General features: G+C 37.9%; 16 protein-coding genes and 1 pseudogene. 2 read left to right on the top strand and 15 right to left on the bottom strand.

Annotated features, from left to right (window positions below):
• Positions 1 to 52: 52 nt before the first annotated feature.
• The 8 genes from HMPREF3103_RS00755 to HMPREF3103_RS00790 form a co-directional block, all read right to left on the bottom strand.
• Positions 53 to 433 (bottom strand): rhodanese-like domain-containing protein, encoded by a 381-nt coding sequence (locus tag HMPREF3103_RS00755; protein WP_005605055.1) that lies wholly within the window; start codon positions 431 to 433, stop codon positions 53 to 55.
• A gap of 59 nt (positions 434 to 492) precedes the next feature.
• On the bottom strand, positions 493 to 1,461 hold the full coding sequence (locus HMPREF3103_RS00760; RefSeq protein ID WP_005605054.1) for an ROK family glucokinase: 969 nt from the start codon (positions 1,459 to 1,461) through the stop codon (positions 493 to 495).
• A gap of 45 nt (positions 1,462 to 1,506) precedes the next feature.
• Positions 1,507 to 2,205: a rhomboid family intramembrane serine protease gene (locus HMPREF3103_RS00765; RefSeq protein ID WP_070436844.1), complete on the bottom strand. Its 699-nt coding sequence runs from the start codon at positions 2,203 to 2,205 to the stop codon at positions 1,507 to 1,509.
• The gene (locus HMPREF3103_RS00770; protein ID WP_070436845.1) at positions 2,198 to 3,325 is read right to left on the bottom strand and encodes a 5-formyltetrahydrofolate cyclo-ligase; all 1,128 of its coding nucleotides are present in this window, start codon (positions 3,323 to 3,325) and stop codon (positions 2,198 to 2,200) included. Before HMPREF3103_RS00770 ends, HMPREF3103_RS00765 begins: the two co-directional genes overlap by 8 nt.
• 510 nt (positions 3,326 to 3,835) lie before the next feature.
• Positions 3,836 to 4,156, bottom strand: coding sequence for a PTS sugar transporter subunit IIA (locus tag HMPREF3103_RS00775; RefSeq protein WP_049555785.1), 321 nt, complete (start codon positions 4,154 to 4,156; stop codon positions 3,836 to 3,838).
• A 1-nt stretch (position 4,157) separates the two neighbouring features.
• A complete protein-coding gene (locus HMPREF3103_RS00780) occupies positions 4,158 to 4,460 on the bottom strand; it encodes a PTS sugar transporter subunit IIB (RefSeq protein ID WP_049555786.1) in 303 nt (100 codons plus the stop codon).
• A gap of 4 nt (positions 4,461 to 4,464) precedes the next feature.
• Positions 4,465 to 5,760: a PTS sugar transporter subunit IIC gene (locus HMPREF3103_RS00785; protein WP_005605038.1), complete on the bottom strand. Its 1,296-nt coding sequence runs from the start codon at positions 5,758 to 5,760 to the stop codon at positions 4,465 to 4,467.
• A gap of 17 nt (positions 5,761 to 5,777) precedes the next feature.
• Positions 5,778 to 7,187 (bottom strand): glycoside hydrolase family 1 protein, encoded by a 1,410-nt coding sequence (locus HMPREF3103_RS00790; RefSeq protein ID WP_070436846.1) that lies wholly within the window; start codon positions 7,185 to 7,187, stop codon positions 5,778 to 5,780.
• 157 nt (positions 7,188 to 7,344) lie between these two features.
• Here HMPREF3103_RS00790 and HMPREF3103_RS00795 point away from each other — a divergent pair, with 157 nt between their 5' ends.
• Both HMPREF3103_RS00795 and HMPREF3103_RS00800 read left to right on the top strand, forming a co-directional pair.
• Positions 7,345 to 8,073: a GntR family transcriptional regulator gene (locus HMPREF3103_RS00795; protein WP_070436848.1), complete on the top strand. Its 729-nt coding sequence runs from the start codon at positions 7,345 to 7,347 to the stop codon at positions 8,071 to 8,073.
• Between the two features lie 11 nt (positions 8,074 to 8,084).
• On the top strand, positions 8,085 to 9,038 hold the full coding sequence (locus HMPREF3103_RS00800) for a type I phosphomannose isomerase catalytic subunit (RefSeq protein ID WP_070436849.1): 954 nt from the start codon (positions 8,085 to 8,087) through the stop codon (positions 9,036 to 9,038).
• Between the two features lie 46 nt (positions 9,039 to 9,084).
• On the opposite strand, the gene pepF is transcribed toward HMPREF3103_RS00800, so the two are convergent.
• The 7 genes and pseudogenes from pepF to HMPREF3103_RS00835 all read right to left on the bottom strand — a co-directional run.
• Entirely contained in the window at positions 9,085 to 10,878 is a 1,794-nt protein-coding gene (gene pepF, locus HMPREF3103_RS00805; RefSeq protein ID WP_070436850.1) for an oligoendopeptidase F, read from the bottom strand.
• Positions 10,879 to 11,007: 129 nt separating this feature from the next.
• A complete protein-coding gene (locus HMPREF3103_RS00810) occupies positions 11,008 to 11,499 on the bottom strand; it encodes an endolytic transglycosylase MltG (protein ID WP_005605028.1) in 492 nt (163 codons plus the stop codon).
• Between the two features lie 14 nt (positions 11,500 to 11,513).
• Positions 11,514 to 12,008: a helix-turn-helix domain-containing protein gene (locus HMPREF3103_RS00815; RefSeq protein WP_070436851.1), complete on the bottom strand. Its 495-nt coding sequence runs from the start codon at positions 12,006 to 12,008 to the stop codon at positions 11,514 to 11,516.
• 214 nt (positions 12,009 to 12,222) lie between these two features.
• Entirely contained in the window at positions 12,223 to 13,416 is a 1,194-nt protein-coding gene (locus HMPREF3103_RS00820; RefSeq protein WP_049555793.1) for a toxic anion resistance protein, read from the bottom strand.
• 1 nt (position 13,417) lies between these two features.
• Complete coding sequence (locus HMPREF3103_RS00825; RefSeq protein ID WP_070436853.1) at positions 13,418 to 14,095, bottom strand: 5-bromo-4-chloroindolyl phosphate hydrolysis family protein; 678 nt, start codon at positions 14,093 to 14,095, stop codon at positions 13,418 to 13,420.
• A gap of 128 nt (positions 14,096 to 14,223) precedes the next feature.
• A complete protein-coding gene (gene ileS / locus HMPREF3103_RS00830; RefSeq protein WP_070436855.1) occupies positions 14,224 to 17,013 on the bottom strand; it encodes an isoleucine--tRNA ligase in 2,790 nt (929 codons plus the stop codon).
• Between the two features lie 469 nt (positions 17,014 to 17,482).
• Positions 17,483 to 23,506, bottom strand: a pseudogene (locus HMPREF3103_RS00835) (SpGH101 family endo-alpha-N-acetylgalactosaminidase); the annotation flags it as partial.
• Positions 23,507 to 23,517 lie beyond the last annotated feature (11 nt).

A 23,517-nucleotide genomic window follows, 5' to 3' on the forward strand; every position in this document is an offset into this window, starting at 1 on the left:
TGGTTTGTCCAGTAAAGGGGGTACATATCAAAATGAACTAGCTCTTTTCATATTAGTTTTCTCTTTTTTTCACTTTTCCATTCCATGCTTCAAAACCATGTTTTAAAATAAAGATATTTGTATATCCATTTTTCTTTAGACGATAGGCACAACGACCTGCAATAGAAACGCCCTCTTCATACAAATAGATTGGTTGGTCTTTACGCAATTCCATGAAACGTTCTTTAAATTGAGAATATGGAATGTTACGCGCTCCTAAAATATGAGCAGCTTTAAATTCATCTTTTTCACGGACATCAATCAATTGCCCGTGGCGTAAATCTTTACCAAACTCTTCTGCACTCACTACTTTAGCAGATGATTGACGCATCCAGATTAATACAAATAAATAAATTCCATAGGCCATAAATAAAGCCCAAACGATATACCACATGAGACTTAACTCCTTTAATAAATATTTAATCAGACAAGAGATATTGTATCATGTTTCTTTTAATCTTTCAAAAGCACTAAAGAAGCTGCTCCAATGACTCCTGCATCGTTCCCAAGTTCAGCTAAACGTAAATGTGTTGTTTCGCGTACTTGTGGGAAAACTAATTGTTCGTATTCTTTTCGAACGCCTTCTAGCAAGAACTCTCCTGCTGCGCTCACTCCACCACCAATGACGATGAATGATGGATTTAACATATTGGCAACATGTGAACATGCAATTCCTAAATATTTAGAAAAATGACGAATCACGATTAAGGCTAAAGGATCATTTTGTTTAGCCAAATCAAATACGTCTTTAGCACTGACATCTTGCCCATCATCGATTCTTGCTTTTAATTCTGAATCGCCTGCATATTCGTCGGCATAACGACGCGCTAAGTTCACAATTCCTGTTGCACTTGCCACGGTTTCAAGACAGCCTTTTTTACCGCAAGTACATGCAAAAGGTCGGTCACTAAAATCTACCGTAATATGTCCAAGTTCTCCACCAGCACCAGCAACACCATGAATCAAGCGATTTTCAGCGATAATCCCACCACCAACACCTGTTCCAAGTGTAAAGAAGGTTACATCTGGCTGGTCTCCACCAGCACCCATCCATTTTTCACCTAATGCTGCTACGTTGGCATCATTATCAATGAAGAACGGAAGGCTGAGTGCTCCTTCGATTTTTTCTTTCAATGGTTGTAATGTTTTCCAGTTTAAGTTGTAGGCACCGATCACTGTACCATTTTCTCTATCCACAACACCTGGAGAACCCATCCCGATTCCAGCAAAGTTTTCATTTGTTAGTCCTAATAATTCTAAACGATGACGAATCGACTCAATGATGTCCTCTACAATATGACTTCCTTCGTCTAAAATATTTGTAGGGATCGACCATTTTTGTTGAACTTCACCTTCAAGTGAAATAATCGCAAATTTGATGGACGTTCCGCCCAAATCAATACCAATAATTTTCTTTTCCATTGTATTCACTCCATGAAACTTGTATATGCTTTCATTATAACAGCATTATCTTTTCATTCCTAGCCAAAATAGTAAAAATGCGATGACAAAATACGCTACAATTCCAGCAATGCGTGAAGCAGGTTTTGTCAGGCGGTCGCCTCTAAAGCTAATCGCCAACATCACTAAATATCCACCAACGAGTCCTCCTAAGTGCCCATAGTTATCGACGGCTGAATTAATAAATCCAAGGACAATATTGATAACGATAAGTCCTGCGTATTGCATTCCCATTTGCCTAAAAGAACGAATGTAGCCGTGTTTTCGTGATAAATAAACTACAGCTCCCATAAGTCCAAAGAGTGCCGTACTTTCCCCCGCAGATATACTTGATGAAAAAGCAAAACTAGCCAGGTTTCCCATGATTCCTGATAACAGATATACCACAAGGAATCTCCAGTGACCAATTTCATATTCCATCTGACGGCCAATCATATATAAGAAAACACTGTTAAATAAAATATGTTCCAATCCAATATGTAAGAAAATTGGGGTGAGAAACCGATAATATTCATGTTGATAAATGATATACGGATTGAATTTCGCCCCGAAATTAACAAGAACTTGTCCATTCGTGCTACCACCTGCAAGCGTCATTACGATAAATAATGCTGCTTGAATCGCTAAAAATAAATAAGTAAAGCTGAAGCTCTCGTTGAAATTGCGCTTCATGCGTTCTAATTTCCATGGATTGATTTTAAACATCTCGAACCACTCCTTCACTTGTAATAATCGTTGGAATATGAATGTCCGTTTCAAATACTGGCCAGTCGACAACAGGAGTCACCTGAGTTGTATATGCTAGCGAGAGAATACGATAATCGTCCACCTTTTGCAAGGTTCTATCGTAATAGCCACCGCCAAATCCAATACGATCTCCTTTAGTGCTATACAGTAATCCAGGAACAATCACTAAATCTAAATCTTTGGCTTCAAATAGCGGATGCGCGCTATCAATCACTGGCTCTAGGGCTCCATACGACGTACGTTTAAAGGTTGTTTGTTCATTCCACTCTACAAACACTAATGTCTTATCGGGCATTGTGACTGGAGCAAAAACTTTTTTACCTGCACTTCTAGCCTCTTGAACGACCAAGTCTAATTGAAATTCAATTCTCATTGGCATCGTTACAGCGATTGTTTTAGCCTCAATCCATTGTGGCATTCCTTTCAGCCACTCTACTACCCGTCTTTCTTCTGCGCGTCGTTTCCCTGGAGTCATTTCTTCGAGTATTCTCTTTTGCTGAGCGCGTTTCAAGTTCTTCACGTCTTTTTGATACGTCTCAAAGAGTTCTGTGAATAACTTCAAGAATTCGAGTTCTACCGCGCGCATGCTTCTTTCTTCCAAAATTGGACTGCTGAGTAATGGCGCTTTTTCCATGATTGGTTCGTCCGTTAAAATCACAGGCAATTCATTAGAGAGCATTTCATGATCAATCGCCCACACTTTTGTCCATTCTTTTTCTTCTAAATGTTGCAAGAAGAATTTCTCTTTAATCACTTCAAATAAGTTATTTTCAATTACTTCATACTCTGGCAACTGATTTTTCACAGGACGAATTAAATCAGCGATATAAGCTTCTGTCGCATCATGCAATAGACACGCAAGGACCGTTCCTGTTTGGTATCCTCTAGCAATAGCTTCTTGTGCGCAGTTAATGCTATGCAATCCTACTGAATAAAAGAAACGAAGATGTCCATTTCCTCGACATATCATACTTAAGGCATGCGCGATATCTTCAATGGTTACGTTGTCTGGTACCATTTCAAGCGGATTAAACACGCGATCTGTATATGTATTCATCAATAATTTTTTGTCTTCCATACGTTCCTCCATGGTTGATGTCAGTTTATTTTATCATTGAATTCACGCGATTTAAAAGGATTTAGGCATTTCTTAATGATTCTATTTATTATGATTGTCTCTTCTCAACATAGAAAAAGATTCCTTCGAAGTCTTACGGATATCTTCATAATAGCTGTAACGTTGCACCGGTGTAAGCCAAAGTCTTACACCTTCGAAGCTTCAAACGGGAGTAAGACCAAAGACAAAACAGGACTCACAGTGTGAGTCCTGTTTGCTTTGTAGTCTTACCCCCGCAAGGCTGATTAGGATTAAGCGAATCACAAGTGATGAAGCTTGATTCAATCAGCTACTGCGTCTACCTTTATAAAGTTTTTAACTACGAAGTAAACTCTTTCTCCCTTACATTCGATGCTCTTCACGTTACTGCTATTATAGAATCCGTAAGCTTCTCCGGAATCTTTTCTTTCTAAGAAGGAAAGTCAATAAAAAACACAGATTAGCAGAAATGCTAATCTGTGTTTTTCTAAATCACTTTTGTTCGTGTCTTTCACGATAAAGCTCAATCAACTCTTGAGCTAACAATTGAACTAATTCCGTTGAAGCCATTTGGTCTTCGGCATGCATGAACAATAATGAGAATTCTGTTTTTTCTCCGCCTGCTTCTTTTTGAATCAGCTCTGCGTGAATTTTATGCGCCTCGACGAAGGCTTCTTCTGCTTCCACAAGTTTTACATTTGCGTCTTCAAAAAAACCTTTTTTAGCCAATTGAATCGCTTCTACAAAAGAGGATTTGGCTGCACCACTATTGGCAATCAGCTGGAAACAGATGAGTTCCATTTCTTCTGTCATTTTATTCTCCTATCAATGTAAGTGCTTGGTCTAATACTTTTGGACCGTTCATCATTCCGTAGTCACGCATATCGATGGCTTCTACTGGAATATCCCCTGCGATTTCTTTTACTGCAGGCAACTCATAACGAATTTGTGGTCCAATGAGAATAACATCTGCTTCATGGATATTCTTTTTCGCTTCTGTAATGGATTTTGCTTCGATAGAAACTTCAATTCCACGTTCAGTCGCACTTTGTTGCATTTTTTTAACGAGCATACTTGTCGACATGCCTGCATTACATACTAATAAAATTTGTTTCATAATCTTATCCCTTCATTTCTTGTTCCACAACTTTGTCATGAACTTTGATAAATGGAATGTATAGAAGAACTCCAAGTGCAAAGATGACTAATTGAACGAGAACTGCTCTGAAGTCCCCTGCTGTTGCTAACCATGCATTTAAGAAGACTGGTGTTGTCCAAGGAACTTGTACAAATGCTGGGCTCATGAAGCCTGCAACTGTTGCTAAGTAGCTGATTAAAATACCAAGAGCTGGAACTGCGATAAATGGAATCGCTAATGAAATGTTGTAAACGATTGGGTAACCGAATAATACAGGTTCATTGATATTGAAGAGTCCAGGTCCAAATGATAATTTAGCTACGTTTTTAGAAGCAGCATTTCGGCTTACTAAGAATGTTGCAACTAATAAACATAATGTAGATCCACTACCACCCATTAAAGCAAATGTTTGAACTTGAGATAAGTTGATGATGTGTGGAATCGCTTGTCCATTGTTTGCTGCAGTGATGTTTTCTGTAATGTTAATTAATAGTAATGGTTCTAGAATTGCACTGTAAATAACGGCTTGGTGAATCCCAAATAGCCATAACATATTTCCTAGAGAGTAAATAATGATTACCCCAATTAAGCTTGTACCAATATGACGAATTGGTTCTTGGATGAAGACTGTAATAATTGAGATTAAGTTTGTTCCAAATAAGTTGAATAATAATGCTGATACAACCCCAAATAATGAAATAACGGTCATTACTGGAAGTAATACGCTGAATGATTTACCAACTGCTGGTGGAATGTTGTCACCAAGATTAATTTGTAATGCTTTGACACTTGATAATTTGATGAATAGTTCTGTTGCAAGAATCGCTACGATAACCCCTGCAAACATTGCGCCTGTACCTGTGTTGTTAAATGAAAGAACGCCTGAAATATTTACGGCATCCTTTGCACCATCAGGAACTGCAGAAACTGTATTTGGCATCATAACAATTAAAGAAACTAATGATAGCATTGATGCTGCCAATGGGTTTTCAAAATCTCTGTTTTTCGCTAAGAAATAACCGACCATTACGGCGATAATAATTCCTGAAATGCTTAAAGTACCGTTTGCGATTGTAATACCCCAATATTGGAATTTCGTTAATGTATCCCCTTCAAAAATCCACTTAAATACTGTGTTGTTCAAAAGAACAATTAAACCTGCCAAAATATATAATGGCATTACTGTCGCAAATGCATCTCTTAGGGTTTTTAAATGAATTTGGTTCCCCAATCTACCAGCAAACGCGGCAAATTTGTCAATAAATTTCGAGTTTTTCATCTGAATATCTCCTCTCTTTATTCCTCGACTTCTACTTCAAATCCGTTATTGTCACTAACGTTGCGATACCATCTTCCACTACTCTTGATGGTTCTCTTTTGCGTTTCTAAATCTACAGAAATAAATCCATAACGATTCTTGTACGCATTATTCCAAGACCAGCAATCAAAAGCAGTCCATGTATGATATCCAAAACAGTTGCTACCTTCTTCAATCGCTTTATGTAGCCAAGTGAGATGTTCTTCGTAAAATTCAATACGATACACATCATCGATGACTCCATTTTCTCCAATGAAGCGACCTTCGTTTTCCACACCCATCCCGTTCTCACTAATGAACCATGGGATATTGCCATATTCTTCCTTCACAATCATGGCGATATCATAAATGGCTTTCGGGAAGATTTCCCATCCACGATATGGATTCATGCGACGTTCAGGCCATTCATACTCTTTGAAGTATTGGTCTGGCATCCAAGGTGTTTTGTACTCCTCAGGATTTGGTTGCGCTTGAACGCGTTTTGGATGATAGTAATTCACTCCAAGAAAATCGACTGTATTTTCTCGAATGAGCTGCAATTCCTCTTCAGTATGACTCCACAACACACCGTCCTCCTCTAGTTTTTTCACCAAGATTTCAGGGAATGTTCCCTTCACCGCTGGATTCAAGAAGACTCTGTTAAAGAAATCATTTGTAAATTGACTTGCTGCTATATCTTCTGGAGAATCACTTCTTGGGTAAGCCGGCGTCAAGTTCAAAATAATCCCAATCTTACCCTCCAATCCTAATGTGCGATACAGTTGAATCACTTTGGCACTTGCAAGATTTAGATTATAAATCACTTGAACAGCTTCTTTCCCTTTCCCTTTTAGGTTCGGATAATGGGATGCATATAAGTATCCTGCTTCTGGAATGACCATTGGCTCATTGAAAGTTGTCCAGTAATGAATCTTATCGCCAAAACATTCGAACGCAGTCTTGGTAAACTTCACGAATAAGTCCACGACATGTTTACTTTCCCAACCGCCATATTGTTGAAGCAATTCAACTGGCAAATCGAAATGATGTAAATTCAGTACAAGTTCAATATCGTTTTTCTTCGCTTCTTCAATAACAGCGTTGTAAAATTCCACAGCCTTTGGATTAGCTTCACCCGTTTCGAAGTCTTTAATCAAACGGCTCCATTGAATCGATGTCCGGAATGAATTAAATCCAATCTCCTTCATCAAACGAAAATCTTCAGGATACGTATGATAAAAATCACTCGCCACATCTGGACCGACGCCATTAAAGAAAGCTTCTGGAGCCGTTCTAAACCAGTAATCCATCACATTTTCATGTGCCTTATCGAATTGTCCTTCTGTCTGCGGTCCACTTGAAGCAGCACCCCACCAAAACCCTTGAGGGAAACTCAATTGTTTCTTCATAATTAACCTCCTTTCTGTAAGCTCTTTCACGTATAGTATATCACAATTTAAATATTTGTCTAGACAATATCTATAAATAGTATTCAAATTATCGATTTTGCCTATTCATTCTACATTTGTTATAATATGGCTAAGTTTAGAGAAAGGATGACATTCGATGAGCGTAAAATATTTACAGATTTACCATGCGATTCGTGAAAAGATTTTAAGTAACGAATACGCCATTAACCAACAATTACCCGATGAAATCACATTAACGAAAGAATTCAATAGCAGTCGAATGACGGTCAAGAAAGCATTAGACTTACTCGTTTCTGAAGGGCTTATCTTCAGAAAACGCGGCCAAGGTACATTTGTCCTCTCTCGTGGTACGTCGAAACGAAAACTCATCGTTCCAGAACGTGATATTAAAGGACTGACGAAGATTTCTGAGGATTCACACTCTACTGTTGAATCCAAAATCATTCATTTCAAATTAGAGTTTGCCTCTGAATTTCTAGCAGAAAAATTACAAGTGCCGGTGCAAAGTCCTATATACAACATTCACCGCCTTCGCATTATCGACAGCAAGCCGTACGTATTAGAACAAACCTATATGAGTACAAGCGTCATTCCAGGGATTACGGAAGAAGTTTTATTAAACTCCATCTATCAATATATTGAAGGTCCATTAGGCTTGCGCATTGCAAGTGCTACTAAAATCTTACGTGCAGCACCTAGTTCAGAAGATGAGCAAGACTATTTACAACTCCTTCCAACAGAGCCTGTCTTTGAAGTAGAACAAGTGGCCTACCTCGATAATGGAACTCCATTTGAGTACTCGATTAGCCGACATAGATACGATCTATTTGAATTTAATTCATTTGCACTAAGACATTCATCATAGGAGGCATGAATATGACAAAACCAATCTTTTTAAATGCTGTTCTTCAAGAGAAAATTTGGGGAGGAACAAAACTAAATTCTCTTTTTAATTTCACTCTCCCTTCTGAGAAAACAGGAGAAGCGTGGATTATTAGCGCGCATCCAAATGGAATTTCAACGATAAAAAGCCCTGCAGAATATGCAGGACAAGGATTAGATGAACTCTATAAAACCCATCCAGAGCTCTTCAATGGGCAACAATTAGCAAGCTTCCCTCTTCTGATTAAGTTACTAGATGCATCCGATGACTTATCAATTCAAGTGCATCCAGATGACGAATATGCGCTGGAACATGAAGGCGAATATGGAAAAAATGAATGCTGGTATGTCGTACAAGCAGAGCCAGGCGCAAAAATTGTCTATGGACATACAGCGATGACTCCTGAAGAATTTGCAGAGAAAATCGACAATGAAGCATGGGGCGACCTATTTACCGAAGTTCCTGTGAAAGCGGGCGACTTCTTCGATGTTCCAAGTGGAACGATTCATGCCATTGGTGGCGGTATTGTGATTCTTGAGACGCAACAAAATTCAGACACGACTTACCGCGTCTATGACTACAAACGCACTGACGACACTGGTAACCCTCGTCCTCTGCATATTCAACAAACAAAAGATGTCACAACGATTCCGCATAGTGTCCCAACAACTAACCAACAAGTGGTGACGACTGACAAGGGAACAAGAACGACTTTTGTAGAGAACAAGTTCTTTACCGTTTGGAAATACGATATCAACGGCGACTACAGCGATGCCCTCTCTTCTACTTATCATCTTGTGACGGTGTTAGACGGAAAAGGAACGCTCACAGTCGATGGAACACAGTATCCAATCCAAAAAGCAGATTCCTTTATTCTTCCTTCTGGAACACCTACACTTCAAATCAACGGATCTGTACAACTGATTGTGTCTCAATCAAACCAATAAAAACGAAAAAAGGTCAACAAGGGATTTCCTTGCTGACCTTAATTTTTTATGCATTCAATTGTTTTGTAATATCTACGATTTCGTCGATTAAGCCACCGATGGTTGCAATCGTATCTTTCAGTGGTGCATCTGTTGAGACATCCACGCCTGCTGCTTTCGCAAGCTCTTCTGCGCTCTTCGTTCCGCCCATCTTCAATACTTCTACCCAAGTGTTTGCTAAACTTGCATCTTTTTGAATCATTTTCGCCACTTGTGTACCAATTGTTAAACCAGCTGAGTAAGTGTATGAGTAAAGTCCCATGTAATAGTGCGGTTGACGCATCCATGTTAACTCTGCTCCTTTGGTAAGAACCACTTCTGGTCCCCAGAATTTCGCAAGAGTTTCTCTAAATAAATCATTTAACGTATCTGCGTCTAAACTCTTACCTGCATCCACTAAGCGGTATACTTCGCGCTGGAAGTACGCTTCTAATAAGTGAGTCACAAAGTTGTGGTAGTACGTTTTAGCGACCATTTGAGAAATAATCCAACGTTTCATACGTAAGTCATCGCCTGCTTTGTTCTTCAAGTAGAACTCAACTAATAATTCGTTTGTTGTAGATGGAGCTTCCACAAAGTACATACTTGGACGACCATCTAGAATATTTTGGTGTTTATACGCCAATTGGAAGTGCCCTGCGTGACCTAATTCATGCGCTAACGTCATGCAGTCATTCATATCTTCTGTAAAGAACATTAAGATAAATGAATTTGCCCCGTAAGGTGATGAACAGAACGCACCAGTACGTTTACCGATTGTTTCAGCGTAGTCAATCCAACGATTGTCGAAGGCTTCCTTCATAATCTTGAGGTAATCTTCTCCTAGAGGTTCTAGCCCTTCTAAGATGTATTGTTTTGCTTCGTCATACGTTACTTTGGCTGCATATGTTGGATCTACTTCTAGTTTCAAGTCTTCATAACGCACTTCATCCAATTGATAGATTTCTTTGATTAGACGTGCAAATTTGCGCATATGTGGTGCTAATTCTTCCATGATGACATCGATTTGACGGTCGTATAATTCACGAGAAACTTTTTGACGGTCTAATAAATAATCAATCACTGAATCGAATCCACGCAATGTTGCCATTGTTTTTTCTTTTTGAATTTGTGTGTTATATGCTGAAGCTGTACTGTGTTGGTATTTGCGTAATGTGTCGCTAAATACTTTAAAGGCTTCACGACGGATTGCTGTATTGGCTTCTGATTGCATACGGCCTTCGAAGCTGTTGTATGTCATTGGAATCACTTGTCCATCTGCTTCTACGTCTGGGAAATGCATATCTTTAAATTTAATATCGTTGTACGCTTGGTAACCAGCATCTAATGTATTTCCTAGAGCAGCTAGAGTTGCTTCCACGTCTTTTGATAATAAATGTTTTTTATCTTCTAAGAGACGTTCGATATATAAGGCGTCTTCTTTATTCTCACGTGCTTCTTCTAATACTGCATCAGCCAATTGGCTTAATTCAGATTCAAAGAAACTTAATTTGGCATCTAATCCTGCTAATACAGTACGTGTTTGTGCAGCACGTGTTTGTGCCTCTTTATCTTTTGTATTTGCGCTCACAGCAAGGTTGCAATACGCAGAAATTTTACCGCGTTGTTCTAATAAGGTACGGTAGGTTGCTAAACCAGCATTCACTTGATGTGCTGTTGTAATGTTTCCTTCGTATTCTTTTTGGAAACCATCTACTTTTCCTTTTAAGTCTTCTAACGCTTCGTTAAAAGCTTCTTCTGTTTCAAACAAATGCGATAAGTCCCATGTTTGATTTACATCTACTTGACTTCTTTCAATCATACTCTCACTTCACTTTCTAAAATCGTACTTCCATTGTACCATAGTTTTCATCTAATTTTCAGAAAATTTTAATTTATTTCAATAAAAAAAGTGCTACAGCCTTGAGACTGTAACACTCCGCATTTCATATTAACGTAACGCACCAATAGCACGTGCGATTTCTTCATTAGAACTTCCTGGTTTAATCTCGAAAGTCCCAGTCCAGATATTTTCTGCAATGTTATTTGTTGTTAAGTAATCAACAAATTCTTTCGCACTCTTAATCAATCCAGCTTTTTCTAATTTTTCAGCAACATCATTTGATGATTCACCTTCTTCAACTGTAATAGATACAGGTTTTGAAGATTGAGTAGTTGCTGCTTCTGTTGTTGAAGCTTGAGTCGTAGCTGAAGCACTTGTTGATGATGCTTTACTACTTGATTCTTTTTCAGCTAATAAAGATTCGTAAGCGGCTTTATAGCTTGCTTCATTTGCTCCTTCAGTAACGATTGGCAAATTAACTGCATCTAATTGGCTTTTCAATGATTGTGGAACTAATGGCCAAATCACTGTTACCAATGCTAAAATTAACGCTGCTACTAAGAAGCCCATTCCTAAAGAACGAAATTTCGTTTTACTCATGTTCTTCTTCCTCCTTATTTCGCATCTGCTTCAAAATAATTATCAATCACTAATTGTACTGTTGAAACAGGTACATTCAATTGCTCAGAAATTGTTTCTACTGAATTTCCATGGCTAAATAATGTAATAATTTGTTGTTTAGTTACATTGTGTAGACGACCAGATTCTTCCACAGCAACTTCTTCTACTGTAGTTACTTCTTCTTCTTCAACAGGAGTCGTTTCTTGAACTACTTCTAAAACTGGTTTTTCAGCTACACGAACTTCTGCTTGTTTTGCAGCGCGAACTTCTTCGTAAGTTGGCTCAACTGATGGTCCTTTGTAAACAGTTGTTCCTTCTAATTCTTGAATTTTTTTCTTTAATGAATATACTTCACGATTTAATTCTAATAAACCTTCCGCTAATTCATCAATCTCCTCTTCATTTTGATTATCCTTTAAGAATAGTGAAATGAATAAGAAAAATACTGCTAATGCTAATAACGCTAGAACTACAACCCATACGTGCATTTTTTCACCTCATTAAATAATATTTTTTTCCTTTCATCCTATTTTAAATAATGTTAGACAAAATATCAAGGTTCACGGCAGAGTTTATCATTTTGTTAAGCATTTGTCATAATGTGAAATATATTGATGTTTTACTGAAAAATAAAAATCTTTACCTTATTTCATCCGAATGGAATGAGAAGGTAAAGATTTTTCATTTATCCGAATCCGTCCTTTATTGATTGATTCGTTTTTCTTTTTGACTTAATACTAATAAATTTTCTCGAAGTTCTTGCTCCATTTGTGTCAATTCATATTCTGCTTTTCTACGTTTTTGTCTTCCCTCTTGTTGAATTAAGATGGTTTCTTCTAACGTTTCAATTAAGTCTTGTTGTGTCTTTTGAAGTGTTTCTAAATCGATAATACCTCGTTCATTTTCACGAGCTGTTTCAATCGTCGAAATTTTCAACATTTCGGAATTCTTTTGAATTAATTGGTTCGTTGTTTCAGACACTTGTCGTTGCGCTGTAACTGCATCTTTTTGACGAAGTAATGTCATTGCAATCGCAATTTGATTTTTCCATAAAGGAATCGTTGTTGTAATAGAAGATTGAATTTTTTCTGCTAATGTTTGATTCGTATTTTGAATTAAGCGAATTTGTGGAGCTTGTTGAATCGTCATCTGGCGCGTTAATTTCAAGTCATGATTTCTTTTTTCCAAACGATCAAGGAACTGATGCAAATCATTAACGGTTTGTACATCCATTTGATCTCCAGTTTCTTGTGCTTTCTTCATGGCTTCAGGAATTAATTGTTGTTGCATTTCTTCAATTTTCAATTCCCCTGCAGCAATATAGATGCTTAATGCTTCAAAAAATTCTTTATTCCGTTGATAGAGCTGTTCAAGAGATAAATTATCATTTAATAAGCCATTTTTTTCATGGTCTAATTTCACCGCAATCTTATCTACTTGAGATCCAACTTCTTGATATTTCGATTGCATTTCGTAAATAGATTTCTTCACACGTCCAAAAATTTTACGGAAAATATTAGAGTCCTCTGCCACTAAATCTTGTGGATTCGTCTCATTGAGGCGCATCATCAATTCATTTAAGGTGTCTCCAATTTCTCCAGTATCTTTATTTTGAACATGGGCAAGCATTGAATGTGAAAACTCCCCTAATTGCTTTTGAGCTCCCGCACCATAACTGATAATGGCTTGCATATTCTTTTCATCGATTTGTTTCGCTAAAGCTCGAGCTTGTTCTTGTTGTTTCTCGGGCAATGAATCCACCAAAGCCTTTTGTGGTTCCACTTGTTCTTGTGGAAAATCAGCCGAAACATCTTGTAAACTTGTATTTTTCACAACATCCTCACCAAAGGGATTTTGAATGAGGGCATCTACCATGCTAGTTTTTTCTTCTGTCATTTTATTTTGCTCCTTTACCTTTTTCTAGAATCTTTCGAGAGACATAGTCCATTTCTGCTTCAGAATTTTGAATTCTATCTTCTTGGAAATGTAAATAATCTTCTTCTAACTTCTCACAAGTGAGTTCAATCTTTTCAGCCAATTCTTGCAACGTTTGATAAGTTTCACTACCTTTAACAGGTTGTTCACTCATCTTCCGGTAAGCTGAGGTCATTTCTTTTAGCGAAGGTACACAAGTATGCACAAACAAATCTGCATCTGGTAATTTCTCTGGATTTGCCACAAGTTCTCTAAAGTAATCCTTCATTATTATAGAAGTATTATAGCGATTCGCAATAATTCTGAGTTTTGTATACCCTTGGATATTGTCCTCAATTTCGTTGATTTGATCTTTTACGACCGCCATTTTTTGTCTGAAATATTCAATATCCTGTTTGGAAAGTCCAGATTGTTCATACCCTTCTTGTACTTTAGTGGAAGTCTTTTTCAAAGGTTTCTTTGTTTTTTCAAAAAATGATTGAACCTCCATCTCTCGAGGAAATAGAACAAAAAAGAAAATGGCAAGTAATAAAACAGTTACTACTATCCCTTTTTTCATTGAGCCATCCACATAATCCGCCAATCTATACGTTAACAAGATAAAAAAGCTCAATTTTATTAGTCTAAACCACTGTTTCATGGCATTCCCTCCTTATAGCATTATTGTATCATTCTCATCTTGTTAAACATGGTACTTAAGGCCGATTTTTATATGATTTTTATTCAAAAAAAACTGAGCCGAATTTCTCAGGCTCAGTTAAAATTTTACTATTCTGCTTCTGGAACCAACGCTTCAGGGAAGTGTTCACGTACAATTGCTGCACAACGATGACATAAAGTTGGCGCATCTTCTAATTTTCCTACTTCAATCTTCACAGCACGGCAACGTTCACAAGTTTCACCTTTGGCATGTTCAACAACGACTTTCACGCCTTCGCCTTCAACCGCATTCGCAGGAGCTTCAACGCCTTCTGGAACGACTTCTAATTCACTAACGATGAATAATTGAGCGACATTGGTGTTTAAGGCTTCTAATAAAGCACGAACTTCATTAGATGGGTAAAGCGTTACTTTTGCCTCGAAGTTCTTACCGATTAATTTCTCGTTACGAGCTTCTTCTAAAGCTTTCAATGCAGTGTTACGAACTTTGAAGAATTCAGCCCATTGTGCTAATACTTCTTCTTTGTTTTCGTAATTTTCAACTGCTGGGAAATCAGCTAATTGAACATAAGCTTCTTCTTCCTTCAAGTATTTCCAAACTTCTTCACTCGTATGAACTAAGATTGGACTTAGTAATTTCGTTAATTTCACTAAAATATCGTAGATGACTGTTTGCATTGCACGACGTTCGTAGTTATCTGCATGTTCGATATACACAACGTCTTTTGCAAAGTCTAAGTAGAATTGTGATAAATCAACGGTACAGAAGTTCATCACTGTTTGGTAGATTGTTGAGAACTCGTAGTTTTCATACGCTTCTTCAATAGTTTTCACAACATCATTGAAACGAATCATCATGTATTGGTCAACACTTCGTAGGTCTTTAAACGCTACGGCATGTTTAGTTGGTTCGAAGTCTGTAGTGTTCGCTAACATAAAGCGCATTGTGTTACGGATCTTACGGTATGCTTCAGAGACTTGGTTTAAGATTTCAGTACTGATACGAACGTCTGATTCATAGTCCACAGAAGATACCCATAGACGAATAATGTCTGCCCCTTTTGTTTGCATTTCTTTTGCAGGTGAGATGACGTTTCCTAGAGATTTACTCATCTTCTTACCTTCTCCGTCCATTACGAACCCTTGAGAAAGAACCGCTTTATAAGGCGCTTGTTTATGAACCGCTACACTTGTTGTTAAACTTGAGTTGAACCATCCACGGTATTGGTCTGATCCTTCTAAGTATAAATCAGCTGGGAATGTTAATTCTGGACGAACGCTTAATACGCCAGCATGTGAGCTACCTGAGTCGAACCATACGTCCATGATGTCCATTTCTTTTGTAAATGTTCCATTTGGACTGCTTGGATGTGTGAATCCTTCTGGTAATAAGTCTTTTGCTTCACGTTCGAACCATACATCAGAACCGAATTCTCCTACTAGTTTAGCAACGTGTTCGATTGTTTCTGGAGTGATGATTGGTTCTCCGTTTTCAGCGTAGAATACAGGAAGTGGAACACCCCATACACGTTGACGAGAGATTACCCAGTCGCCACGGTCACGAACCATGTTGTAAATACGTACTTGACCTGATGGGTGGTACCATTTCACATCATTTTCAATCACATCTAAAATATCTTGACGGAAAGCATCGATTGACGCAAACCATTGTGGAGTTGCACGGAAGATTACTGGTTTCTTCGTTCTCCAGTCATGTGGGTAACTATGCACGAAGTAGCTTAAGTGTAATAATGCACCTTTTTCAGTTAATAAGTCTGTAATCACTTTGTTAGCTTTGGCATAAAACATTCCTTCAAAACCAGGAGCTTCTGAAGTGAAATGACCTTGATTATCGATTGGTGATAATACATCTAAGTTATATTTACGTGAGTAGTAGAAGTCGTCTTCCCCGTGTCCAGGAGCCGTATGAACTAAACCAGTACCCGCATCAAGCGTTACGTAGTCACCATTCATTACAAGTGATTCACGTTCGTAGAATGGATGCCATGCAGTTGCATACTCTAAAGCTGTTCCTGGAAATTCTTTAACGATTTCAGCAGTTTCCCAACCTAGAGTTTCAGCAAGTGAGTTCACTAATTCCTTAGCAACAATGAAGTTTCCTTTTTCAGTTTTCACTTCTGCGTATACATAGTCAGGATGTACGAAGATCCCTAAGTTTGCTGGAAGTGTCCAAGGAGTTGTTGTCCAAATAACGAATGATGCATCATCAGATACAACACCTTTTCCGTCTTTCACTTTGAACGCCACATAAATAGATGGGCTTTCTACGTCTTTATATTCAATTTCAGCTTCCGCCAGTGAAGATTCACTTGATGGAGACCAGTAAATTGGTTTTAATCCTTTGTAAATATAGCCATTTTCAGCCATTTTACCAAATACGCGGATTTGTTCTGCTTCGAATTCTGGTTGAAGCGTTAGGTACGGATTATCCCATGTACCAGTAACTCCTAAACGTTTAAATTCAGCACGTTGGTTATCCACTTGACGTAATGCGTATTCCGCACATAATTTACGGAATTCAGCAATCGATAATTTTTTACGGTCAACCCCTTCAGCATTCGCAAGAGCTTGCTCGATTGGAAGTCCATGTGTATCCCATCCTGGAACATACGGCGCACGGAATCCGCTCATTGATTTACTACGAACAATAAAGTCCTTCGAAATTTTGTTTAAGGCATGTCCCATATGAAGTGCACCATTAGCATATGGTGGTCCATCATGAAGAACGAATGATGGTTTCCCTTCATTCTTTGCTTGACGCTGTCCGTATACATCGGCTTCTTCCCATTCTTTTTGATACTCTACTTCTTTTGTTGGTAAGTTCCCACGCATTGGAAATTCTGTTTTCCCAATTTGTAAGGTTTCCTTCATTTTCATCAATTTTCCTCCTTAATTAGACTTCTTTTACAATCATTGTTCCGCAAAATATAAAAAAGCCCCTGCAAACAGCAGGGGCGAAATCAATTCCGCGGTACCACCCATATTTACAAATGATATTCATTTGCCTAGGTAAATTGTTAACGCCATTTAAGCGACCCTTCTTAATCTATCATGTATTTCAGAAAAGTTTCCAAGAGATGATTCTTGCTATAAACAGGGACTGCCAACCTTCCACCTACAATCGGCTCTCTAAAAAGTATATTTACACAAGTTGTTCTCTTCATTGAACAGATAAATTTTACGCTATTTCAAAATATTTTGCAACCTTTTACTTTTTTAAAAGGAGAAAACCGGCTCATATTGTGAACCGGTTTGAGGGCAGACTATTTTTCATGATTATAAGGGCTGGTTAGGTGGGCCCTTATAGGCAATGATTGTTTCTTTCCTATTCTCTTTTTTTACCTTTTTTCGTAAAGATTAATCCTAATCCACCGAGTGAAGCTAGGATTGCTCCTACTAGACCTGGAGTTGCATCCTCAATACCTGTATTTGGTAAAGCTTCTTTTTCAGATTTAGCACTTGCTTGTTGAGCAGGAGCTGCAGGTGTTTTACCACCTTCGTTTGCTGCAGCAACCACACCACCACGATTTGCTTGAGTACCAGAATCTACTTGAGTAGAAGAATTATCTGGAGTTGATGGATTCACCGGTGCTGTAGGATTGCTTGGTGTTGAAGGATTAGAAGGAACTACTGGATTACTTGGTGTAGCAGGCGATGCAGTTTTAAATGTTACTGCATATAAACTAAAGTGACCTACATGTAATGTTACAGAATTGCCTTCCCCTTTAGTAAATTTAATTGGGCTAGCAGTTTCTCTATCATCAGTTACAAAGTATGCATTATCCACTTCTTTATCTACTGGGAAAGTAACTTTTGCTTCTCCATTTACCGCTACAGCACTTCCATCTTTTGCCGCAAAAGTAATTTCATAAGCTTGGTATTCTTTTCCGTCAAGGCTCTTAATCGTTCCACTTACTTTTTCAACCTTAAGCATCTTAATCTTCTTATCCAAGTATTTAGTTGGAACTTCAACAACTACTGGAGTATCTCCATTTTCGTCTTCAAATCTCGCAATACCTGTCTTCTTATCAATCGTTACCTTCACACCTTCTGTTTCGTATAGAGGTAATTCGATGTTTGGTTGATTTGGAGTTGGTTTCTCTGGATCTGGAGTTGGTTTCTCTGGATCTGGAGTTGGCTTCTCTGGGTCCGGATTTGGTTGAGGTTCTTCCGTTTCCTTCACTTCTTTCAACTCTTCCACTAATCGTTGAACCGCATTTGGTGTCAATAGATTTTGTTCAGCAAGTCCTTCTTTATAAGCAATAAGACCAGCTAAGTATTCTTTCACTTCTTTACGGTCAATTTTACTTACTCGATCGATTTCTGCTTTAAGCGCTGACTCATCTACTGGAGTATCAGCTTCCACTGGTAATACAAAACGTAATTCTGCAGCAGAAATATGTCCATAGTCCCCATAAGTTTCATTACCAGTAAAGATGGCTTTCTTCACTTTAATTGGAGCACCAAAGTTAACAACTTTCGTCTTAGCATCATTTCTCCAACCTTGGAAGCTAAAGTGATGTTCTTTGTCATTTTCGTCAATGACTGTTAAACTTCCGCTCATCACTCGTCCATTTGCACCAGATTGTCTTGGTACATATTCAAAGCGAGTTGATTCAAGTGGAGTCTTAAATGTTACTTTAAGTGATTGTCCTAAGCTATCCACTCCATATGGTGTATGCCACAATGTATTTGGATTGTTATCAAATGCATAGTAAGGATTATCTACATTTTCATAAGGAGCTTCAATTCCTCCGTCGGCAATATCATCCCAAGTAGGACTTGTACGTTTTTCTTGAAGGGCTTCTTTTGCTTCTTGCACTCTTTGTACTAAAGCTTTTGCATCTTCAATACTAATATCATCTTCAGCTTCTAATAGAGCAGCAACTGCATCTTTATAAGCATTTAGAGATTCAGATTTGTAATTTCCGTTAACGACTGGTGTGTTCTTTTCAAATGCATCATCAACAATCATCTTACCAGTTAACTTAATTTCTTCAATTTCTAGGTTATCCATCATGAAGTCTTTATAACCTTTGAAGTTGATTTCGTTATTATTTGTGTCACCTTTTGTATCGGCACCACGAGCATTTGAGTAAATACCAACCCAAGTGTTTCCACCTTTTTCACCTGTTACGTAGAAGCTTACTCTCTTAGGTTTTGAAGATTTTTCCCAAGTATTTTCTAAATCGTATTTTGTTAATTTACTACGACGACTATTTTCTCCATTACCAATTACGAATGAGTATGCTCCATTAGATCCTGCTTCGTAATCGAATGTTACTTTATAAGTTTTACCTTCTTCAAAGCGGAAGTTTTGAGGAATTGTTTGGTAAACAAGTTTATCATATCCTGATAAACCATTTGTCTTCAATGACCAATCCCCTTCAATTACGTCGTTGACTTTCTTACCATTCCATCCACGTTGAGTATATGGTTCATGTTTTTCAGATAAGTGAGTTCGGTTATCTTGAACCCCTTCTACATCCCCAACTACAAATGGGAAGATTCCTTGAGGCACCTCTTCAAAGTTTTGTTTGAATTTACCAGAACCTGTATCGTGGTTATCACCATACATGACTGATTTATTTTCAAACACACGAATTTCATCGAAGTAAGTTGCTTTTTCATCAGCATCACGACCAAGTTCTAATGTTACGTTAGAAACATCATCCCCTGTAGTAAAGTATACATACATATTTTGGAAGTAACTTGTATTATCGATTGTTGCATTCTTTTTCAATGTGTTATGAGCATGTGCTTGAACATAGTTTTTCGCAATTGATTTATTCGTGTAATTTGAAATTACTTTATCGCCAACGCGAACTGTAATATCTGCACGAGCATCACTACGGTTATCTACCCCTACATAAACTGCATATTTCGTATTTGGTTTCAAATCAGTTAATCGTTGTTTCAAGGTTACTCTTTGTTTGTTTCCTTGAATACGAAGCATTTCGTTTGCTCCTTGAGATTTCACAATTTCTGCATGTTCTGCATCTCCTGTTTTTTCCCAATGATCTAATGTTCCACTGTTGAAACCTTGGTCGTAGATGTGTAATCCTTCACTCCATACCATTGTCTTTTTGCCTTGAGGAGCTTTATAAAGTACATATGGTTGGTATGCGTCCCCTGTAATTTGAACCTTACGATCTGCGCCCACTGTTAATTCAACAACATCTTGTTTTCCTTGGGCTGTTAAACGATAGAGGTATACTTTATCTCCAGTCCAATCTTCAGGAAGTGTCCATTCTGTTGTTCCTGTTGTGTTTGTATAGAAGTACATTTTTTCTTTGTCACCTGTTAAAGGTTTACCATTTTCATCCCAGTTCCATGGAACTAAATAGCTACCACCATTTTCGATGACACGGCCATTTAAAGTCGTCACACGTTTACGGTAATCTGGACTATTTGGATCATTAGATTGACGAACAATTTTCACTTCGTCCCCTTTGTCATTTGTTAAATGTACTTCCATTTCTGGTGTCCACTTATAATTTTGACCATTGTCGCTCATTGCAACTGGGTTTCCATTAATCCATTTAGATACTTTGTAGTGTTGGAAATACTTCGTCATAATGTTATTTTCGAAGAGGTTACGAATATATCCTTCGTAGTCGCTTCGACCTTGCCATCCTTCGAAGTCTTTCATGTTATATCCACCAAGTAATGGATAGTTTGCAGCCCCACCATAGCTTGGATAGTCGCCTACCCATGAGTCTTTTTGATGGTTACGGATGAATCGAGTGATATTTGAGTTGATTCCTTTCAGTGTATATCCACCGTAAGTTAAGTCAGCTGCCCAGTGTTGGAATGTTGAATCATATTCCGCACCATAACCCCACTCAATTGTCATTCTCCAACCTTGAGAATTAATTTCTTTAGAGATGATATGAGTTGGCCAAGCAGAGTTATCTCCTGATTGTCCATTTCCCCATACGTCTAGATAAATGAAATCAAGTCCTTCTCCTAATTTTTCCTTCAATTCTTTCCAACGTTGGAGACGGTTGTGAGCTAAGTCATAGCTAGCATCAATATTAATCCCTTGGTCTAACCAGTTCCAACCATACATGTAAGTTCCGTCTGGATTCTTACGAAGAATTGCTTCACTAAAGTATTTAGACTCTGGATATGTTTCAGAAGCATTCACGTGAATACCGATTTTTGCACCGTATTCTTTTGCTTTTGCTAACAGTTTCTTGAAGTCTTCAACTCCACCAATTCTCTTACCGATATCTGCATAGTTTAAGTGACCTGAGTCGTGACCTTCACTACCATATCCTTTAAGAAGGATTGATTGACCTAAACCATCTGTGTGTAAGTTAATCTTCTTAATACCATCTAAAGTCATTAAGAATGGGTTTTGCGCTTGAGAAGCGAAGTTCATCGCAATACGATAAGCGACTAAATCTGGAACAGATTCTGCTCCTTTTGGATTGTTCATGATATTACGATATGCAATCGCACCATCTTGCCAGTCCACGACATTATCTTTATTTAAGTCTTTTGTAATGACAACTTTTGAACTTGGTAATTCTAAAGTGTATTCAGGGTATACCAAATTCTTATAAGCGCGTTGATACCAATATGGTGAGCTTTGAATTCCTAAGTAGTTCACACCTTCTACTCTTTGTAATGCAGTAGTCAGACGTGCAAAGTCATTTCCTTGATAAGTGAATTGTGAGTTACTCCAAACAGATGCTGACAATTCATTTGAGGAAACAAAACCATACATAAATCCATAAGTATACTCATTCATTTTTCCAGAGTGTAAATCTAAATGGTAATCTCCAGATCTATGAGTGTTCGTAGACATTTGAGCCCCGTCAAATTTGGCATTTTGTTTGTTAGAGCCTACTGATACAAGTGTATTTCCAGGGAATTCAATGGTTTGAATAAGTTTACGAACATTGTCTACCGGTTTGCCCATTTCAACGTTATTTTTATTGACTACTTTAGTAACGTCAAAATGCATTTCGTTTCCAACTAATTGTAATTTAACAGTAATCTCAGCATTGATGAATTCATCATCATTTCTTACTGTCATCACATACTCAGCTGTTTTATCGTCAATTTTACGATATTGAACTTCTGGTTTTACTAAAACGCCATTGATAGACATTTTATCAATTTTTTGAACTTGACCTGTTAATGTCTTACCATCTAATTCATATTCTTTCACACGTGGAAACGCAGTATCAATAATCGCTTTTAATGTTTCAGATTGTAGCGTTTCATAATGAACATCTTGGTCGTTTCTAGCAAGACCATCATCCACTGGATTATTTGGTTCATTATCTTGTCTTACATTTTCTTGGTTATCTGCTTTAATCGATACTGAAGTTAATTCTGATCCCCAAGTACCTGCTTTTAAGTAAACTTTTTTGATACCCGCTAAAGCATTTTTCACTGCCTCTGGGACAACCTCAGTACTAAATAAGTTTTGTCCATTATTCGTTGCGTTTAATTGACCATCTTTTTTATAAACAATAGAAAGATGATTTTCTTCACCAATAGCAGGCGCTTCTACACGAGTCTTGCTATACCAAGTGTTTACACCTGGTCCTTTGTATTGCCAGAACCAACCACCTTTGTCGTATCCTACAAAGATGTTGTTGTCATTATCTTTATACTTTAGATAGACACCAAATCGAGTTTCAGCAGGTGCCGTATTGGCTTTAAAGGTTAAATCAATGTTGACATTTCCTTCTTCATCTGCTTGTAAGCCTTGTTTTTCGAATAAAGCTTCATTAGCTCCGTTGTCATTAGATGATGTTGAAGTTAATTTATTGTAACGAACGCCACCTTCTTCAACAACCTCTACTTTCCCTTTTACTCTACTAGAAGAATCCCATTCTTTCGTTGGAGCTGTTTTTTCAGTTGCTTCTCTATTTTCTCCAGTAGCAGCTGTTGCAGCTTTTTCTTCTTCAGATTTTTTCTCTACTGTTTTATCTTCTTTTTCTTTTGCTTCCTCAGCTTTAGCACCTGTTTCAGTTTTACCCGTTTCAACATGTTCAGTTGCTGTTGCTTCAGTAGCTTTTTCTTCTTTATTGGTTACTTCTCCAGTTCCTCCTTGAGAAGTTGCTTCAGTACCTTCCTTAGCAGAAGCTTCCGTAACCGGTTTTTCTTCGGAGCTATTCTTAGGTGTCTGCGTGTCTGCTGCTGTTACTTCAGATACCGCTTCCCCTGATTTCTCCTCAGTATTTTGTACAGCTTCATGATTTGGCGCATTTTCAGTTGCAGTTGCAACGACTTCTGTTCCAGCTACTTCAGTAGCAGAAACAGGTTGAAGTGTGCCAAAAAAGAAAGCCCCAATAATCACAGAACAAGTTCCGACCGTGAGCTTTCTTATAGAGAAGCGCTGTCTCTTCTCCATATTTT

Source organism: Granulicatella sp. HMSC30F09, assembly GCF_001806915.1.
Classification (GTDB): Bacteria; Bacillota; Bacilli; order Lactobacillales; family Aerococcaceae; genus Granulicatella; species Granulicatella adiacens.

Bases quoted from the DNA above. Each gene is read 5' to 3' on its own strand.
- HMPREF3103_RS00760 (WP_005605054.1), bottom strand. From the start codon at position 1,461: ATGGAAAAGAAAATTATTGGTATTGATTTGGGCGGAACGTCCATCAAA.
- HMPREF3103_RS00790 (WP_070436846.1), bottom strand. From the start codon at position 7,187: ATGAAGAAACAATTGAGTTTCCCTCAAGGGTTTTGGTGGGGTGCTGCT.
- HMPREF3103_RS00755 (WP_005605055.1), bottom strand. From the start codon at position 433: ATGTGGTATATCGTTTGGGCTTTATTTATGGCCTATGGAATTTATTTA.
- HMPREF3103_RS00770 (WP_070436845.1), bottom strand. From the start codon at position 3,325: ATGGAAGACAAAAAATTATTGATGAATACATATACAGATCGCGTGTTT.
- HMPREF3103_RS00810 (WP_005605028.1), bottom strand. From the start codon at position 11,499: ATGAGTAAAACGAAATTTCGTTCTTTAGGAATGGGCTTCTTAGTAGCA.
- pepF (WP_070436850.1), bottom strand. From the start codon at position 10,878: ATGATTGAAAGAAGTCAAGTAGATGTAAATCAAACATGGGACTTATCG.
- HMPREF3103_RS00820 (WP_049555793.1), bottom strand. From the start codon at position 13,416: ATGACAGAAGAAAAAACTAGCATGGTAGATGCCCTCATTCAAAATCCC.
- HMPREF3103_RS00775 (WP_049555785.1), bottom strand. From the start codon at position 4,156: ATGACAGAAGAAATGGAACTCATCTGTTTCCAGCTGATTGCCAATAGT.
- HMPREF3103_RS00785 (WP_005605038.1), bottom strand. From the start codon at position 5,760: ATGAAAAACTCGAAATTTATTGACAAATTTGCCGCGTTTGCTGGTAGA.
- HMPREF3103_RS00800 (WP_070436849.1), top strand. From the start codon at position 8,085: ATGACAAAACCAATCTTTTTAAATGCTGTTCTTCAAGAGAAAATTTGG.
- HMPREF3103_RS00765 (WP_070436844.1), bottom strand. From the start codon at position 2,205: ATGTTTAAAATCAATCCATGGAAATTAGAACGCATGAAGCGCAATTTC.
- HMPREF3103_RS00795 (WP_070436848.1), top strand. From the start codon at position 7,345: ATGAGCGTAAAATATTTACAGATTTACCATGCGATTCGTGAAAAGATT.
- ileS (WP_070436855.1), bottom strand. From the start codon at position 17,013: ATGAAAATGAAGGAAACCTTACAAATTGGGAAAACAGAATTTCCAATG.
- HMPREF3103_RS00815 (WP_070436851.1), bottom strand. From the start codon at position 12,008: ATGCACGTATGGGTTGTAGTTCTAGCGTTATTAGCATTAGCAGTATTT.
- HMPREF3103_RS00780 (WP_049555786.1), bottom strand. From the start codon at position 4,460: ATGAAACAAATTTTATTAGTATGTAATGCAGGCATGTCGACAAGTATG.
- HMPREF3103_RS00825 (WP_070436853.1), bottom strand. From the start codon at position 14,095: ATGAAACAGTGGTTTAGACTAATAAAATTGAGCTTTTTTATCTTGTTA.